This is a genomic window from Neobacillus drentensis (assembly GCF_036965245.1).
Lineage (GTDB): Bacteria > Bacillota > Bacilli > Bacillales > Cytobacillaceae > Neobacillus > Neobacillus drentensis_G.
Genome location: NZ_JBALPG010000107.1, coordinates 3118 through 18823 on the forward strand (window position 1 = coordinate 3118; position 15706 = coordinate 18823).

Below are 15706 nucleotides of genomic sequence, written 5' to 3' on the forward strand. Positions count from 1 at the left end.
AACGCATAAGTGCAACTACGCCTCTGTCTTCGCCCTTTGGGGCTCGCCAATCGGCGAGTTTTCTTTAACATTGTGCATAGGAGTTTTTACTGAAGGATAATGAAGGACATTTTTGAAGGTTAGCAAACAAGATTCGTCCTTCATTAATGCAATGAAAGAAATTTTAGATAGTTTAGCATTTAATTTTTCTTTAGTAATCCCTTTGAGGCATATAACTGACCTCCAAGTTGTGATCCTTTTCACCTGGAACAAGCGGTGTGTTTCAATTGTACTTCTGCTTTTCTGTTCTATAAATAAGTGAAAAGTCATAAAAGTGATATAAAGGCAATTTCACCAAGAACAGGGGGCAACATAATGATTTATCGCTTGCTTGCGTTAAATATTGATGGCACGCTTCTTCAAACGAATGGAAAAATTCATAAGTCAACAAAAGAAGCTATTGAATATGTCCAGCAAAAAGGTATTTATGTAACACTTGTTACATCGCGCAGCTTCCCCTCAGCCAGAAAAGTGGCTAAGGCGTTAAAAATAAAACTACCCATTATCACTCATCAAGGCGCCTTTATTGCTGCTACCGAGTTAAAACCGATATATGTTAAAAGAATTAAAGAGGATATTACCTATGATACAATCCGTTTTTTAGAGGCATTACCGTGCCAAATCCGACTCGTACATGAACAATTTTCATTAGCAAATAAGTTAAAGCTAAATAATCATTTATTAGCAAAGACAGTTTTTACTACAGGAGATCCTGTTTTCTATTCCCAACAATTTGTTACTTCCTTAAGCGAATATTTACATGACCATCCGGTAACAGTACCAAAGATTGAAGTTTATTTTGAAGAGAAAAGGGATTTGAGGGATGCTAAAAATGCAATTAGTAAAATGTTCACCGAAATTGAAGTGATCGAGCTTGATTCATTGAGGCTGGATATTGTTTCTGCTGGTGTCTCAAAGCTAACCGGACTAACTTATCTAGGAAATCATCTTGGTATCCGAAGAAGTGAAGTGGTTTATATTGGTGATAGTTTGGATGACATTCCTTTAATTGAAGCTGCAGGCCTTGGTGTTTCGATGTGGAATGCCGAATTCGAGGTAAAGAAAGCTTCTGACTGGGTAACACGGTCAGAAAATGAACATGGAGTTGCCTATATGGTTAAAGAACATTTTCGCAAACAGCAGCCAATTGAGTTTTTAAGAAAGATGAAAATAATAAAAAATTAATACGTAAAGATATTTTCAGCGTTGGCCGATGGTATCTTTTGGTATTGTAAATAATATCCACTGTATTGACCTTGATTTACTGATTTTGTACACTTAAGAAAGTTAAGTAATAGTCTAGCTCAAGCGCCTAGGGGTATAAGGTCATAAGAAAATCCGTTGAGAAGGTTAAAAAACAATCTTCCCGCCGGCTCGTCTTATGCTTTGATACAGAAAGCTAACGCTTTCTGTACGCATATAGGAAGACTGGCCATTGGCAACGTTCCACTTGCTAATCGAAAATCTCCCTATATCGCCCCTGTTCAAGGCGCTTGAGTTTTTCGAGCGAAAGGTGATATCATTGCGAATTTCGATAATAGGGTTAGAGGATGAAAGATTTAACCGGCTGCTGAAGTTAATTGCCAATTTGTTTTTTGAAGAAACAAAAATTTTAATGGCATATGCTGAAGATATTGATATACAAATAAAATTTAATTTGCAAGTATCAGAAAATATATCTGTTTCCGCTGAATTAAGGAATGACAATGGAAAAGTATTTGCCTCCGAATATCAAAAAGAATTAATCCCAACCCAATCCGAAAAGGAAAGGTTTAAGCAAATAAAAAATGCCGTTGCACATGTCTATTTAACTGTGCTGCAGGACTGGACAGGCATTACCCAAAAATGGGGCATTTTAACTGGGGTCAGACCTACCAAATTGCTTCATCGGAAAGTACAGGAAGGGGTACCGTTACATCAAGCACATCAACAATTAAAGGCTGATTATTTAATTACTGATGAGAAGATAGAACTGATGCAGCAAATCGTTGACCGTCAGCTTGCCGATGTTCCTGACCTATACACGTTGCAAAAAGAAGTCAGTATTTATATTGGGATTCCATTTTGTCCAACAAAATGTGCCTATTGTACATTTCCTGCCTATGCCATTAACGGAAGGCAAGGCTCAGTTGATTCTTTCTTAGACGGGCTTCATTATGAAATGAAAAAAATTGGTGCCTGGCTGAAGGAAAAGGGTGTCCGTATTACAACAGTCTATTATGGCGGAGGTACTCCAACGAGTATTACAGCGGAAGAGATGGATATGCTTTATGAGGAAATGTACTCGTCGTTTCCGGATGTTGAAAATATTCGTGAAATTACTGTTGAGGCAGGGCGTCCAGATACTATCACTCCAGAAAAATTAGACATCTTAAAGAAGTGGAATATCGACAGGATTAGTATTAATCCGCAATCCTATACACAAGAAACGTTAAAGGCAATCGGAAGACATCATACCGTTACCGAAACGATAGAAAAATACCATCTGGCACGCGAAATGGGCATGAATAATATTAATATGGACTTAATTATCGGCTTGCCGGGTGAGGGGATATCTGAATTTACCCATTCCTTAGCCGAAACGAAAAAGCTGATGCCTGAATCCTTGACCGTTCATACGTTGTCGTTCAAACGGGCCTCTGAAATGACCAAGAATAAAGAGAAGTATAAGGTTGCTGAGCGTGATGAGGTCGAAAAGATGATGGAGCTAGCTCAGGATTGGACGAAAGATCACGGCTATGTGCCCTATTATTTGTACAGACAAAAGAACATTCTCGGCAATCTTGAGAATGTCGGCTACTCGCTTCCTAAACAAGAAAGCATTTATAATATTATGATAATGGAAGAGCAGCAGACGATTATCGGACTTGGCTGTGGAGCGGCAAGCAAATTTATTCATCCAGTTACCGGAGAAATTACTCACTTCGCTAATCCAAAGGATCCGAAATCCTATAATGACGGTTTTGAAGCCTATACTGATGAAAAAATAAAAATTTTAGACGAGTTATTCTCTGAAAAAGGTTCTCCTGCTTAAAATGGGCAGGAGAATTTTATTGTTTTTTTGTTCTTAATAAAGGAATGTTCCTTCTGAATGGCGAATAATTATATGGATTGCCCCATACACTTCAACGGGGTAATTAAAACGCTTTCATTATTGGAGGGGGATATTCGCAATGATGCAAACACCTTTAACGATGACTCAAATGATTGAACGAGCAGAAAAGTTTTTTCCAAAGAAACAAGTTATATCAAGAACCGCAAGTGGTATTCACAGATTTACCTACAAACAAATTGCCGAAAGAACGAGAAGGCTTGCCGATAGTCTAGTTAAATTAGGAGTTACAAAAGGTGAGAGAGTCGGAACATTAGCATGGAATCACCACCGCCACCTGGAAGCCTACTTTGCCATTCCATGTATGGGTGCCGTGCTGCACACGATTAACATCCGATTATCACCTCAGCATATTTCCTACATTATCAATCACGCAGAAGATAAAGTTCTCCTCATTGACGGAGACATCCTGCCATTACTTGAAAGCTGCGCTGCAGAATTAAAAACTGTTAAGGCATTTATCATTATGACTGATGAAAAAGAATTGCCGGAAACAACACTCTCTCCTGTTTATCATTATGAACAGCTTTTAGCTGAAGCAAATCCCGAATTCAAATACCCAGAATATCTTGATGAAAATGATCCTGCCGGTATGTGCTATACATCTGCAACGACCGGAAACCCAAAGGGAGTTGTCTATTCCCATCGAGGTATTTTTCTGCACAGTTTGGCTTTAGGTCTTGCCGACAATGCAGGCATTAGTGAAAAAGATATCGCTCTGACTGTTGTCCCAATGTTCCATGTAAATGCCTGGGGCATGCCGTTTTCAGGAGTTTGGTTTGGTGCAACTCTCGTTCTTCCTGGGCCATATTTCACACCAAAATTATTGGCTGAGTTAATTGAACAAGAAAAAGTTACGATCACGAGCGGCGTTCCGACAATCTGGCTGGGATTACTAAAGGAACTTGATGAAGGTTCCTATGATCTAAGTAGTTTAAGAGGAATTTTATGCGGTGGTTCAGCAGCACCAAAAGGGATGATTAAAGCCTTTGAGCAAAAATATAATGTGCCATTCATGCACGCATATGGGATGACTGAAACAAGTCCGCTTGCGCTCTTTTCAAATCTAAAAAGCTACCAAGAGGAATTAGATTATGAGGAGAGACTAGAATTACGGGCAAAACAAGGAATTATTGTCCCTGGGTTAGAAATAAAAATCCTTGGTAAGGACGGCGAGGTCGCCTGGGACGGCAAAGAAATGGGTGAATTGTGCATTCGCGGCCCATGGATTGCCTCTGAATATTATAAAGATGAGCGGACAGAGGGGGCATTTAACGATGGCTGGCTCCACACCGGGGATGTCGTCACGATTGACGAGGAAGGTTTTGTGAAAATCGTTGACCGTACAAAGGATTTAATTAAGAGTGGAGGCGAGTGGATTTCATCGGTAGATTTAGAAAATGCCTTAATGGCACATGAGGCTGTGTTTGAAGCGGCAGTTGTCGCGGTGCCACATGAGAGATGGCAGGAACGGCCACTTGCATGTGTCGTGTTAAAGGATGCTTATAAAGGGAAAACAGCAAAGGAAGAATTAATAGAATTTCTAAAACCACAGTTTGCTAAATGGTGGATTCCAGATGATATCCTTTTCCTTGAGGAAATTCCTAAGACTTCAGTTGGTAAATTCCTGAAGATGGCCTTACGAGATCAGGTAAAAAAAGAACTATCGCGAAAAAGTTAACAAAAGGGGGGCAGAGGTTTTTCCTTTGCCTTTTACTATGATTTTTTTGAAGGCAGAAAAGAAAATTCGATATATTAAGAAAATTTGTTTTTATTCCTGACCATTCTGTATATAATGGAATTAAATGAAGAAAAGGGGGGATTTGCCGTGTCAATCAATTTTGTAACCGATAAGGTAAATTTGCGAGTAGATGGCCGTGTTGCAACACTGGAAATGAACAGACCGGAAACATTAAACGCAATGGATACCGATGTAATTAAGGGGCTTGTTTGTAAACTAAAAGAAATTAGCGATTCAGATGAAATTGATATTGTGGTGATAACAGGAAGAGGCAGAGCCTTTTCAGCAGGCGGCGACATTAAAACGATGCTTTCAAACATAAATGAGAGCGATTTCTTTCCAGTTATGGACTGCATAAGTGAATTGATCATTACTCTTTATAGCATGCCGAAACTAACCATTAGTGCTGTTTCAGGTGCAGCTGCGGGCTTGGGATTTAGTTTAGCATTGGCAACAGACTATATTATTGCTGACAAAACAAGCATGCTTGCGATGAATTTTATTGGCATTGGTTTAATTCCTGACGGCGGTGCTCACTTCTTTTTAGAAAAAAGATTGGGTGAGACGAAGGCAAAGCAAGTAATTTGGGATGGGAAAATGCTCAGTGCGGATGAAGCGTTAAAGCAGGGACTGATTCAAGAGGTAGCAGAGGGTGAACTTCAACAGACTTTAGAGTCAAGAATCGCTGATTGGTTAAGCCGTCCCGTTCAGGCGATGATTAAAACAAAAAAAATTATGGCTGAGAAGAACCGTCCGCAATTATTAAAAATCCTGGAATTAGAAAAATACGGGCAGCAAAAAATGCGTGGAACCATTGATCATCAAGAAGGGATCAAAGCCTTTATCGAAAAAAGGAAACCAAGATATATCGGAAAGTAAAAAAAACAAAGAAGCTCGGTGAGCTTCTTTGTTTTTTACGTACACTAAGAATGAAAAAGCAGCAGTTTACCGCTTGGTGAAATACATCGATGCGTCTTTTCTAATAAGTTTTTCTCTAATAATAGTTGTTCCCCTTGTTTCTTTGCTGCATTATCATTTTCAGCTTCAAAGGTTTCGTCTAAAAGCTTTTCGCCATTTGCTTCAAATGCTGTTAATTTATAAGTCTTCATTACAAAAACTCCTTTATAAATTAATATACTACTATTTTTGCACAATTGTTAAAATAGTGCAAAAAAAGATAGTGGAACCATTATATGGTATATTTGTAATATAGAAAGAAAGGGGGAAATAAAATGGTTCTTAAACTTGAACATGTTACTAAACGTTTTGGACAATTTACGGCCGTAGACGATTTATCGTTAACAATTCCAGAAAAAGAAATGTTTGGTTTCTTAGGAGCAAACGGTGCCGGAAAAACAACTACGTTTCGGATGATATTAGGTTTACTCGACAGTACCGCCGGAAGAATAACTTGGGATGATCGGCCGATTGATTATTCAACCAGCCATTTGGTCGGCTATCTGCCAGAGGAAAGAGGCTTATATCCGAAGCTGAAAGTCCGTGACCAAATCATCTATTTATCGAGATTAAGAGGCATGCAAAAGAATGAGGCACTTATCGAACTAAAATCCTGGCTGGAGCGATTTAAAATTTCAGAGTATGAGAATAAAAAGGTGGAGGAGTTATCCAAGGGAAACCAACAGAAAATCCAATTCATTGCGGCTGTTGTACATAGACCCAAATTATTAATTCTGGATGAACCATTTAGCGGACTTGATCCCGTAAATGTGGAAATGCTTAAGGATGCTGTCTTAACCATTAAACAAAGTGGGGCAACCATCGTATTCTCAAGCCACCAAATGCATCATGTGGAGGAGATGTGTGAGCATCTCTGCATTATGCAAAAAGGAAAACCTGTAGTCCATGGTGCATTAAAGGAGATTAAACGCGAGTTTGGCAAAAAGAATCTCATTATCCATGCTGAATTTCCTCTAGATTCATTGAAAAATTATCCGGGTGTTGTAAAGGCTACACCTACGATGGAAGGTATTCTATTACAGATTGAAGGAGAAAGGGTGGCAGAAAGTATACTTAAAGAGATTGTAGGCAAAGGATTCATTCGAAAATTTGCCCTCGAAGAGCCTTCTTTAAATGATATTTTTATCGAGAAAGTAGGTAATTCTTATGAATAGTTTTTGGATTATCTTATTTCATACTTATCTAAACAAACTAAAAAGTAAATCGTTTATCGTTACGACACTTCTGACGCTTGTTCTCGTAATAGCCCTGACAAATATCAATAATATCATAGATATTTTCGATAAAAATGGCGGAAAAGAGAATGTTGCAGTGTTGGATGAAAGCGGGGCACTTTATGAACCTTTTAAACAGCAATTAAAAACAATTAACAAAGATATTAATCTAAAACTTTACAAGGGTAGTGAAAAAGAGGCGGAAAAAGCTGTAGAAAAAGGTGATGTTACAGGAGTTATTCAGTTACGATTTAATGCAGAAAAACTGCCGGAAGCGACCTATAAAGCAATGAGCATCGCAGATTCCTCACTATTTACTGATCTTCAGACAGCTTTGCAGCAAGTAAAAACGATGCTCGCAGCTTCACAGATTAATTTGGCTCCTGCTCAGCTGCAAAAGCTTTATGAACCAGTTTCTTTTGAGAAATTTGCGCTAGAGAAAAATGCCAAAACGGAAGAGGAACTTAATCAAGCTCGGGGACTCGTTTACGTTCTGCTGTTTATCATTTATTTCGCCGTCATCATGTACGCCAACATGATTGCGATGGAGGTTGCGACAGAAAAGTCCTCAAGGGTAATGGAAATATTAATTTCGAGTGTTTCTCCAATTAAGCAAATGTTTGCAAAAATATTGGGGATTGGACTATTAAGTCTGACGCAATTGGCAGTATTTCTGATTGTTGGTTACTACTCGTTATCAAAAAATATGGAATCATTAAAAGATGGCTTTTTTGGTGTATACGGGTTTGGTGATATTCCAGTAGAGACAATCGTTTATGCCGTTATTTTCTTTATTCTCGGCTACTTCCTTTATGCCACTCTTGCTGCCTTTTTGGGCTCTCTTGTCAGTCGGATTGAAGATGTGCAGCAGATGATTACGCCGATGACGTTACTTGTGGTGGCAGGATTTATGATTGCTATGTTTGGGCTTGGTAAACCTGATGCACCATTCATTACAGCAACGTCTTATATTCCTTTCTTTACACCAATGATAATGTTTTTACGAGTTGGAATGCTGACAATTCCGGCATGGGAAGCAATCTTGGGAATCGGTATACTTGTTGCAACCATCGCTGTGTTAGCTATATTTGGAGCCCGTGTCTATCGAGGCGGCGTCTTAATGTATGGGAAGTCAAATTCCTATAAAGATATTAAGAAGGCACTGCAATTAACTAAAAACGAATAACGGATTTAGAGCTTTATCATTTTTGATAAAGCTCTTTATTTTTCTGAAATTCGAAAACAATCCAGTTCCAGCGCCCAGCGGCTAGTGTACTTCGCGCATCTCCCTACGATAAGTCAACATCGGATCGCTTGCGCTCTCCGTGTTGTCTAGCTGCAGCGCCTAGGGGCTCGGGGTCATAAGCACTAAGGAAAGATCCTTAGAATAATCCTCGCAGGAACAAGCTATGCTTGTTCAGAAGGCGCTTTCGCTTTTCGATTTTCCTTTATCTCAGTCGAAGCACTCCAGTCCATACGCCGCGCAAAAGAAGCTTCCGCTTTATAGACAGAACGTGCATTCGTTTTTTGAAAATGCTACAATGGAGAAAAGACGGTGAAAGGAATTTCTTATGAAAAAGATATCGTTTATTCATGCAGCTGATCTTCATTTAGACAGCCCGATGATTGGATTAAAGCATTTGCCGGCTAATATCTTTTCTAGGATGAAGGAGAGTACCTTTACATCCTTAAAAAAGCTAACAACCGCGGCTATCGAGCGGCAGGTTGATTTTGTCATCTTAGCGGGTGATCTATTCGATGGAGAGGATCGCAGCTTACGGGCACAATCACGCTTTCGGACGGAAATGTTGAAGCTTGAGGAAAAGAATATACCCGTTTATGTCGTTCATGGAAACCACGACCATTTAAATGGTTCATGGGTGCACCTTGACATGCCGGCGAATGTTCATCTATTTCATAGTGAGGTGGAAACAAAGGCGCTGAACACGAAGAGTGGTGAATGCGTCCATCTTTATGGCTTTAGCTACCCAACAAGGCATGTGTTTGATCGGAAAATAGATGATTATAAGAAGGCAGAGGGGGCAGATTTTCACATCGGAATTCTACATGGCAATGAAAGTGCAGGAACTGAGCATGATAACTATGCTCCATTTTCAGTTAAGGATTTACAGGAAAAAGACTTTGATTATTGGGCATTGGGACATATCCATAAACGGGCTGTTTTGTCTGAAAATCCCCCTATTGTCTATCCAGGTAATATCCAAGGAAGAAATAAGAAGGAATCAGGCAGTAAGGGGTTCTACCATGTTACATTGACTGATCTTGATGTAAAAATGGACTTTATCGAGTCATCCGATTTGATCTGGGAGGAGACTGTGATTGATGCTGCCGATGCAAGTTGCTTTCAAGATGTCCTTCGTTTATGCCAGATGGCAATTAATAGTATTCGTAGAGTTCAACAGGGAACACTTTTAATTCTTTTTTTAAAAAATATTCAATTGGCCGATGACCGTGAAAAAAGAAGCTTACACAGCGAGCTTCTAGAGCTTCTATTTGAAGAAGAAAAGGATGAGGAGTCCTTTGTTTGGATAGTGGACTTAATCATTACAGAAAATTTCCATATTGACAAAGAACAATTGAAAACAGAAGCCAATTTTTATGCGGAGCTATTTGAAACCTTTGCTCATTTTGAAAATGTCGATCACGCTTTAGCTCCATTGTATGAGCATCAATTAGGGAGAAAGTATTTATCTTATTTATCAACCTCAGAGCAAAATGAGCTCCTTGAAAAAGCAGAGAAAATGCTAATTGAATTACTTTATCAACCATAAGAAAGGGGGGAGATTATTTGAAAATTATTGAGATACACATTTACGGCTACGGACAATTAGAAAATGTCAAAATTACGAACCTTGGTGATTTTCAAGTTTTTTTTGGTGAAAATGAAGCTGGCAAATCTACGATTATGGCTTTTATTCATGGAATATTATTCGGTTTTCCCACGAAACAACAAGCCGAGCTGCGCTACGAGCCAAAACATAGTACAAAATACGGCGGCAAAATTAGAATTTATCATGAAGAGCTAGGTTACGCTATCGTTGAGCGGATTAAAGGAAAAGCTGCAGGCGATGTGAAGGTATTCTTAGATTCAGGAACGATTGGCGGTGAAGAGCTTTTAAAAGAACTGACAGCGAATTTTGATAAAAGCTTATTCCAAGCCATTTATTCCTTTAATTTGCATGGCTTGCAAAATATTCACCAAATGAAGGGTGAAGAAATTGGTAAATTCCTGTTCTCTGCCGGTGCATTAGGAACAGAACAGTTATCAAAAGCTGAAATTTTCCTGCAGAAAGAGTTAGATTCCCGCTTTAAGCCGTCTGGCAAGAAACCAATTTTGAATGAAAAATTACAGGCACTTCATGAAATAAATGGAGAATTGAAAAAAACGGCTGCAAAAAATAAGGAATATGAAAATTGGGTTGCAAAAAAAGAGATGCTTCAGAAGGAAATGGCAGCAATAAATGACTCGCTTCATGGAATAAGCGATAGGGTCGAGAAATTGAATGAATGGAAAAGAATTGAGTCTATAGTCAAAGAAGAAATGTGGACAAAGAAGGAGATTAACGAACTGGGAGAAATCGAGTTCCCTGCGCGCGGGATTGAAAGAATTGAAAAATTAAATCAGCTAATACACCCCCATAATGCAGAAATAATCAGTATTGCCGAGAGAATTGAAAATTTGAAAAAAGAATTAGCTGATATAGAGCCAGATCTTTTATTTCTTGAAAATGAGACCGTAATCTTAACATTGCTTGATCAAGTTCCAATTATGGAGCAATTAAGGCTTAAGAAACAGCAATGTGAAGCGAAACTAACAGAGTATGAAGATAAGCTTTCCATTACAAGAGAGAAGCTTCATTTACCAATAAATGAAGAAGAAATTTCTTCCATTAATACAAATATTTTTATGAGAAATCAAGTGGAGATAGTTTCCCGAAAAAGACAAAAACTTGTAGAAGTAAAGGAAGAGTTAGAGAATCGGTTACAGGAAGAAAAAATTACATTGGAAGAAATAGAAAAGGATGTCCGATTTGCTGAGAGACAGATTCTTCCTAAACATGAACGGGTACTGATTGAGGAGCAAGTTGATGGAAATGATAAGAAAAGCCTCGAATGGGAATTAAAGACCTTACAGGATAAAATCGAATTCTATCAACAGACAATTGACCGAGAGCAAGCCGTACATGAACGTATGAAAAAGCAGAAAAGGATTCAGTTTTTTCTTTTTGAGTTCATTTTATTAGGGCTGACATTGTATAGCTTGTTAACAAAGGAATGGGTTCTCTTATTTTTGGGCGTGTTAGGATGTATGGCAATTGCTATTTTTATGGCAAAAAGCACAAAAACCTTTAAAGAAGGAGAAATGAAGGAAACACTTAATGGTTTAAGAGAAAAAGAAAAACAGTTAAAGCAAAAACTTCAATCCCTAGTATATTTGGATATCACAAAGCTCGAGAACCAATTAATGCTGGATAATCAAAGGCGACAAGAACTGCAGATGTTAAAAACGAAGTTGAAACAGCAGCACGCTCAATACGAAAAGATACTGGCTAAAATTGAAGATTGGGAAGTAGAGTCAGCTAAAAATAAAGAAAAGCTGTTATCTATAAGCAGTGAATTAAAGATACCTGAATATATTGCTGCATCTTTTTTACAAGAAGCTTTCGAATTAATTGAGCAATATAAGTCCATTTGCAGAGATAAAAGCCAACTGCATATTAGACTAGAGCAAATTCAACAGGAGCAGGCAAAAATAGTAGAAGGCTTAAAATTTTATGAGAATCGTTTTTTGCAAGAAAAAGGCTTAGATTTACATAATTCCGCCTATCTACTACGAAACAAGCTTAAGGAAGAGCATGAAAAGCAAATTAAGAGTCAAGAGAGACTGGGTAAGCTTGACGACCTTAAAGCTGATTTGAAGCAAAAATCTCAAGAACTGGAGCTTTTACAAGCTGAACACAACAAGCTCTTACAGGCTGCAAAGGTAGAAACAGAGCAGCAATTCTATAAACTTGGAGAACAAGCTGAAAAATATAGCAAGCTTTTTGAAAGACTACATCATCTAAAGAGCCAGCTTCAATACTCAATCCTTCCTGAACAGGTTAGGGAAAGCTATTTACTTATTCATAATAGTGATGAAGTAATCGCGAAATGTAATCTTGAAGCACAACATTTGCAAGCAAATTTGAAAAAGCTTCAAGAGGAACATGCTTCAATAAAGTACGAGATTCAAATACTTGAAGAAGGCGGTGTGTATTCAGATATCCTCCACCACTACAAGCAGAAAAAATTTGAACTGGAAGTGACAGCGAAAGAGTGGTCTGTCTATAGTTTAGCTCAAGAGATTTTGTCGCAAACGATAGATAAATATAAAAACGTTCATTTACCAAGGATGCTCTCCAAGGCGGAAGAGTACATGTCTTTTCTAACAAATGGCAGTTACCAAAAGATTCACCTGCAGAATACAGGTTCTGGTTTCCTTGTTGAGAGAGAGGATCATACTTTATTTGAAGCAAATGAGCTAAGCCAAGGAACCATGGAACAGTTATATGTATCTATTCGACTTGCTTTGGCAACAACACTTTATGAAAAATACCAGTTTCCCATTATCATTGACGATAGCTTTGTAAATTTCGACGCAAATAGAACACACAAAGTGATTGAGCTTCTTAAAACGCTTGACAGGAATCAAATATTATTTTTTACTTGTCATTCACACTTACTTCAGCATTTCCGAAGGGAAAATATTCTTTTATTAGAAAAAGGTGCTGCTTTAGATTATTTAATAGAGAAATAGTTGTATATGTTATACTCATTCTATGGGAAGGAGCGTGGATAGGTTGGGAAAAGGAATATTACATTATGATGTTGGAGAACAGGTTGAATTATTTCTCTTAATAAAAAGTTCGACAAAAGGGATTGCGAGTAATGGGAAGCCTTTTTTGACATTAATTCTGCAAGATCAAAGCGGGGAAATTGAGTCAAAACTTTGGGATGCTGGTGAGGAAGATGAAAAAAATTACGCAGCTCAAAATATTGTAAAAATTCTTGGGGAAGTACAAAATTATCGCGGCAAAAGTCAGCTTAAAATTCGCCAGATCCGAAAAACAGGCCCTTCTGATGGGGTGAAGCTGGATGATTTTCTTGAGACTGCCCCACTTAGTCAGGAAGAAATGGTCAGCAAGCTGACACAGTATATTTTTGAAATGAAAAATCCTAATATCCAAAGGATAACCCGTCATTTAATAAAGAAACATCAAAAGTCCTTTTTGGAATATCCTGCTGCTACTAAAAATCATCATGAGTTTGTTTCTGGACTTGCATATCACGTTGTTAGCATGCTTGACTTGGCCAAGGCAATTGCTTCGCTATATCCTAGTCTTGATAAGGATCTCCTGTATGCTGGAGTCATTTTACATGATATGGGGAAGGTAATGGAATTATCGGGTCCGGTTTCGACGGTTTATACCATTGAGGGAAATTTGTTAGGTCATATCACTATAATGATTAACGAAATTGGCAAAGCAGCTGAAGAACTTGGGATTTCCGGTGAAGAGGTGTTAATTTTACAACATCTTGTCCTAAGTCATCATGGAAAAGCGGAATGGGGCAGTCCAAAACCGCCATTGATAAAGGAAGCAGAAATTCTCCACTATATAGATAATCTTGATGCGAAAATGAACATGCTTGACCGTGCATTAGAAAGAGTGAAGCCTGGTGAATTTTCAGAACGAATTTATGCCTTGGATAACCGGTCATTTTATAAGCCAGTGTTTCATAATTAATGAATAACCCTCATGTTGGGTTATTTTTTTTTGAAAGAATAGAATATTTTTCAAAAAGTCGAATAAGTTGTAATACAAAAGTGGACAACCACTAAAGAAGGGAGCAAGAGAATTGACTATTCCTATTTGGATTTATGCAGTTGTGGTTGGAATTGTGATCAGTGCACTCATGGCGATAAAAACGGGCAGAGAAGAGCGGCTGTTAGAATTGGAAGACATCGAGCGCGAAGGAGAAATTTATATTAAACGTCTGGAGCGTGAAAAAGAGTTACGCGAAGAATTTAGGTCTACAGGGGAATAAGAAAAGCGGAAGTGACATTATGTGCGCTTCCGCTTTTCTTATAATATTAGAATTAATAGCAATGCACTTTGTAGATTGTCCATTAAAAGCACCCAGCGGCTAGTGTACTAGCTGCTGGGTGCTTACGCTTTTTTTATTTCTTCTCTGAAGATTTTTCCGTTGCAAGTGCGTCTTTTAAGTCTTTATCGGTTACTTTTACGTCTGCTGCTTTTAGTTCACGCTGCATCGCTTTGTTGATGACATCACTAGTTAATTTAGATTGTTTTACTTGATACTCAATATCTTTCTTCATTTCTTCATATGGCTTTTTCTCTTTTTTCTCTGTTACTTGGATTATATGATATCCGAATTGAGTTTTAACTGGTGCACTAATTTCATTAGCTTTAAGAGCAAAAGCTGCTTTTACAAAGTCAGGATCAAATTGCGCTTTATTTGTATTGTTGATTGTACCTAAATCGCCGCCATTTTGAGCGGAAGCTGTATCTGTTGAGTATTCTTTCGCAACATCTTCAAATTTTGCTCCGCCATCAAGCTTTTTCTTTACTTCATTAGCGGTTGCTTCATCAGCAACAAGTATATGACGTGCTTTAATATCTGGTTGATAGTTATCATAATATTCCTTTAATTCTTTTTCCGTTACTTTTACGTCTTTCAGTGCTGCTTTTTCCTGCATCATACCAAGTTTCATTGTTTTCTTGAAATCTGCTTCGCTTTTATACCCATATTGTGCAATAGTTGCTTCAAAATTTGCACCAAGTTGTGATTTTAATTGATCGACTTTTTCATTTAATTCTTTATCTGATATTTTGTATTTCTTTGAAAGAACTTTTTCATACATAAGCTGTTGTAGGGCTTGGTCACCAACCTTGTCCTTCATTGAGTTGTAAAGTTCTTCTTGTGTAACATTTCCTGCCTTACTTTCTGCCACTGTATTAGATCCACTTTGATTACAAGCGCCTAATGTAAGAACCCCACCAGTTAATGTGAGGGCTAATATCCATTTTTTCATGCTGAATCTCTCCTAAACAGTAAATTCTTATGGGCTTTATGTCCACATCCTTTACTATAACATAAATGGGAACTACTGCAAAAATAAAAGGTATAAGTATTTATTGAAAATTACATAAAGGCAGTATAGGACTTTTCCATAAAAAATATGGTAAGTGCCTAAACGAAATGAAGACTAGATGAATAATATATGTTAGCAAATGAAAAAGGAGGTATTTGATGAGTGGTGGAGGTTGCGGAGCTGGCTTTGCATTAATCATAGTCCTTTTCATCTTATTAATTATTGTAGGGGCCGCTTGGGTTTATTAAAAAGGCAAATTACTTTCATGAGAGGAGGTAAATATTTATGTCTGGTGGAGTAGGTTACGGTGGTGGCTTTGCATTAGTCGTAGTCCTTTTCATCCTATTAGTTATCATAGGAGCTTCTTGGATCTATTAAGAAAATATTGAAAAACTAAAAGCGATGAGAACTTCCTCATCGCTTCGATTTTTTATTAGTTGTTTTAA

The 15706-nt window shown here is 37.9% G+C and carries 15 protein-coding genes; 12 read left to right on the forward strand and 3 right to left on the reverse strand.

The window, feature by feature from the left end:
• Nucleotides 1-15: 15 nt before the first annotated feature.
• Nucleotides 16-309 (reverse strand): hypothetical protein, encoded by a 294-nt coding sequence (locus V7150_RS19630; protein WP_335521679.1) that lies wholly within the window; start codon nucleotides 307-309, stop codon nucleotides 16-18.
• Nucleotides 310-354: 45 nt separating this feature from the next.
• Here V7150_RS19630 and V7150_RS19635 point away from each other — a divergent pair, with 45 nt between their 5' ends.
• The 4 genes from V7150_RS19635 to V7150_RS19650 all read left to right on the forward strand — a co-directional run bounded on the left by V7150_RS19635 (nucleotide 355) and on the right by V7150_RS19650 (nucleotide 5771).
• Complete coding sequence (locus V7150_RS19635) at nucleotides 355-1224, forward strand: Cof-type HAD-IIB family hydrolase (RefSeq protein WP_335521680.1); 870 nt, start codon at nucleotides 355-357, stop codon at nucleotides 1222-1224.
• A gap of 337 nt (nucleotides 1225-1561) precedes the next feature.
• On the forward strand, nucleotides 1562-3073 hold the full coding sequence (locus tag V7150_RS19640) for a coproporphyrinogen III oxidase (protein ID WP_335521701.1): 1512 nt from the start codon (nucleotides 1562-1564) through the stop codon (nucleotides 3071-3073).
• 139 nt (nucleotides 3074-3212) lie between these two features.
• On the forward strand, nucleotides 3213-4832 hold the full coding sequence (locus tag V7150_RS19645) for a long-chain fatty acid--CoA ligase (protein ID WP_335521681.1): 1620 nt from the start codon (nucleotides 3213-3215) through the stop codon (nucleotides 4830-4832).
• Between the two features lie 147 nt (nucleotides 4833-4979).
• Nucleotides 4980-5771: an enoyl-CoA hydratase gene (locus V7150_RS19650; protein ID WP_335521683.1), complete on the forward strand. Its 792-nt coding sequence runs from the start codon at nucleotides 4980-4982 to the stop codon at nucleotides 5769-5771.
• Nucleotides 5772-5815: 44 nt separating this feature from the next.
• On the opposite strand, the gene V7150_RS19655 is transcribed toward V7150_RS19650, so the two are convergent.
• The gene (locus V7150_RS19655; protein WP_335521685.1) at nucleotides 5816-6001 is read right to left on the reverse strand and encodes a YhzD family protein; all 186 of its coding nucleotides are present in this window, start codon (nucleotides 5999-6001) and stop codon (nucleotides 5816-5818) included.
• A 123-nt stretch (nucleotides 6002-6124) separates the two neighbouring features.
• Here V7150_RS19655 and V7150_RS19660 point away from each other — a divergent pair, with 123 nt between their 5' ends.
• The 6 genes from V7150_RS19660 to V7150_RS19685 all read left to right on the forward strand — a co-directional run bounded on the left by V7150_RS19660 (nucleotide 6125) and on the right by V7150_RS19685 (nucleotide 14191).
• Complete coding sequence (locus V7150_RS19660) at nucleotides 6125-7024, forward strand: ABC transporter ATP-binding protein (protein WP_335521687.1); 900 nt, start codon at nucleotides 6125-6127, stop codon at nucleotides 7022-7024.
• On the forward strand, nucleotides 7017-8270 hold the full coding sequence (locus tag V7150_RS19665) for an ABC transporter permease (protein WP_335521689.1): 1254 nt from the start codon (nucleotides 7017-7019) through the stop codon (nucleotides 8268-8270). Before V7150_RS19660 ends, V7150_RS19665 begins: the two co-directional genes overlap by 8 nt.
• Before the next feature lie 385 nt (nucleotides 8271-8655).
• Nucleotides 8656-9876: a metallophosphoesterase family protein gene (locus tag V7150_RS19670; RefSeq protein WP_335521691.1), complete on the forward strand. Its 1221-nt coding sequence runs from the start codon at nucleotides 8656-8658 to the stop codon at nucleotides 9874-9876.
• A 17-nt stretch (nucleotides 9877-9893) separates the two neighbouring features.
• Nucleotides 9894-12902 carry an AAA family ATPase gene (locus tag V7150_RS19675; protein WP_335521693.1) on the forward strand — a complete coding sequence of 1003 codons (3009 nt, stop codon included), beginning with the start codon at nucleotides 9894-9896 and terminating at the stop codon, nucleotides 12900-12902.
• A gap of 43 nt (nucleotides 12903-12945) precedes the next feature.
• Nucleotides 12946-13890: a 3'-5' exoribonuclease YhaM gene (gene yhaM, locus V7150_RS19680; protein WP_335521694.1), complete on the forward strand. Its 945-nt coding sequence runs from the start codon at nucleotides 12946-12948 to the stop codon at nucleotides 13888-13890.
• A gap of 112 nt (nucleotides 13891-14002) precedes the next feature.
• The gene (locus tag V7150_RS19685) at nucleotides 14003-14191 is read left to right on the forward strand and encodes a sporulation YhaL family protein (RefSeq protein WP_335521696.1); all 189 of its coding nucleotides are present in this window, start codon (nucleotides 14003-14005) and stop codon (nucleotides 14189-14191) included.
• Nucleotides 14192-14324: 133 nt separating this feature from the next.
• On the opposite strand, the gene V7150_RS19690 is transcribed toward V7150_RS19685, so the two are convergent.
• Nucleotides 14325-15200 carry a peptidylprolyl isomerase gene (locus tag V7150_RS19690; protein ID WP_335521698.1) on the reverse strand — a complete coding sequence of 292 codons (876 nt, stop codon included), beginning with the start codon at nucleotides 15198-15200 and terminating at the stop codon, nucleotides 14325-14327.
• A 218-nt stretch (nucleotides 15201-15418) separates the two neighbouring features.
• Here V7150_RS19690 and V7150_RS19695 point away from each other — a divergent pair, with 218 nt between their 5' ends.
• Together V7150_RS19695 and V7150_RS19700 are read left to right on the forward strand one after the other, a co-directional pair.
• Nucleotides 15419-15508, forward strand: a complete 90-nt coding sequence (locus tag V7150_RS19695; protein WP_335521700.1) for a YjcZ family sporulation protein — start codon at nucleotides 15419-15421, stop codon at nucleotides 15506-15508.
• 37 nt (nucleotides 15509-15545) lie between these two features.
• A complete protein-coding gene (locus V7150_RS19700; protein WP_283922200.1) occupies nucleotides 15546-15638 on the forward strand; it encodes a YjcZ family sporulation protein in 93 nt (30 codons plus the stop codon).
• The last annotated feature ends 68 nt before the right edge of the window (nucleotides 15639-15706 follow it).

What these genes read in the sequence shown, in the direction of transcription:
- V7150_RS19670 (WP_335521691.1), top strand. Translation starts at nt 8,656, where the DNA reads ATGAAAAAGATATCGTTTATTCATGCAGCTGATCTTCATTTAGACAGC.
- V7150_RS19655 (WP_335521685.1), bottom strand. Translation starts at nt 6,001, where the DNA reads ATGAAGACTTATAAATTAACAGCATTTGAAGCAAATGGCGAAAAGCTT.
- V7150_RS19665 (WP_335521689.1), top strand. Translation starts at nt 7,017, where the DNA reads ATGAATAGTTTTTGGATTATCTTATTTCATACTTATCTAAACAAACTA.
- V7150_RS19645 (WP_335521681.1), top strand. Translation starts at nt 3,213, where the DNA reads ATGATGCAAACACCTTTAACGATGACTCAAATGATTGAACGAGCAGAA.
- V7150_RS19695 (WP_335521700.1), top strand. Translation starts at nt 15,419, where the DNA reads ATGAGTGGTGGAGGTTGCGGAGCTGGCTTTGCATTAATCATAGTCCTT.
- V7150_RS19660 (WP_335521687.1), top strand. Translation starts at nt 6,125, where the DNA reads ATGGTTCTTAAACTTGAACATGTTACTAAACGTTTTGGACAATTTACG.
- V7150_RS19700 (WP_283922200.1), top strand. Translation starts at nt 15,546, where the DNA reads ATGTCTGGTGGAGTAGGTTACGGTGGTGGCTTTGCATTAGTCGTAGTC.
- V7150_RS19630 (WP_335521679.1), bottom strand. Translation starts at nt 309, where the DNA reads ATGACTTTTCACTTATTTATAGAACAGAAAAGCAGAAGTACAATTGAA.
- V7150_RS19690 (WP_335521698.1), bottom strand. Translation starts at nt 15,200, where the DNA reads ATGAAAAAATGGATATTAGCCCTCACATTAACTGGTGGGGTTCTTACA.
- V7150_RS19635 (WP_335521680.1), top strand. Translation starts at nt 355, where the DNA reads ATGATTTATCGCTTGCTTGCGTTAAATATTGATGGCACGCTTCTTCAA.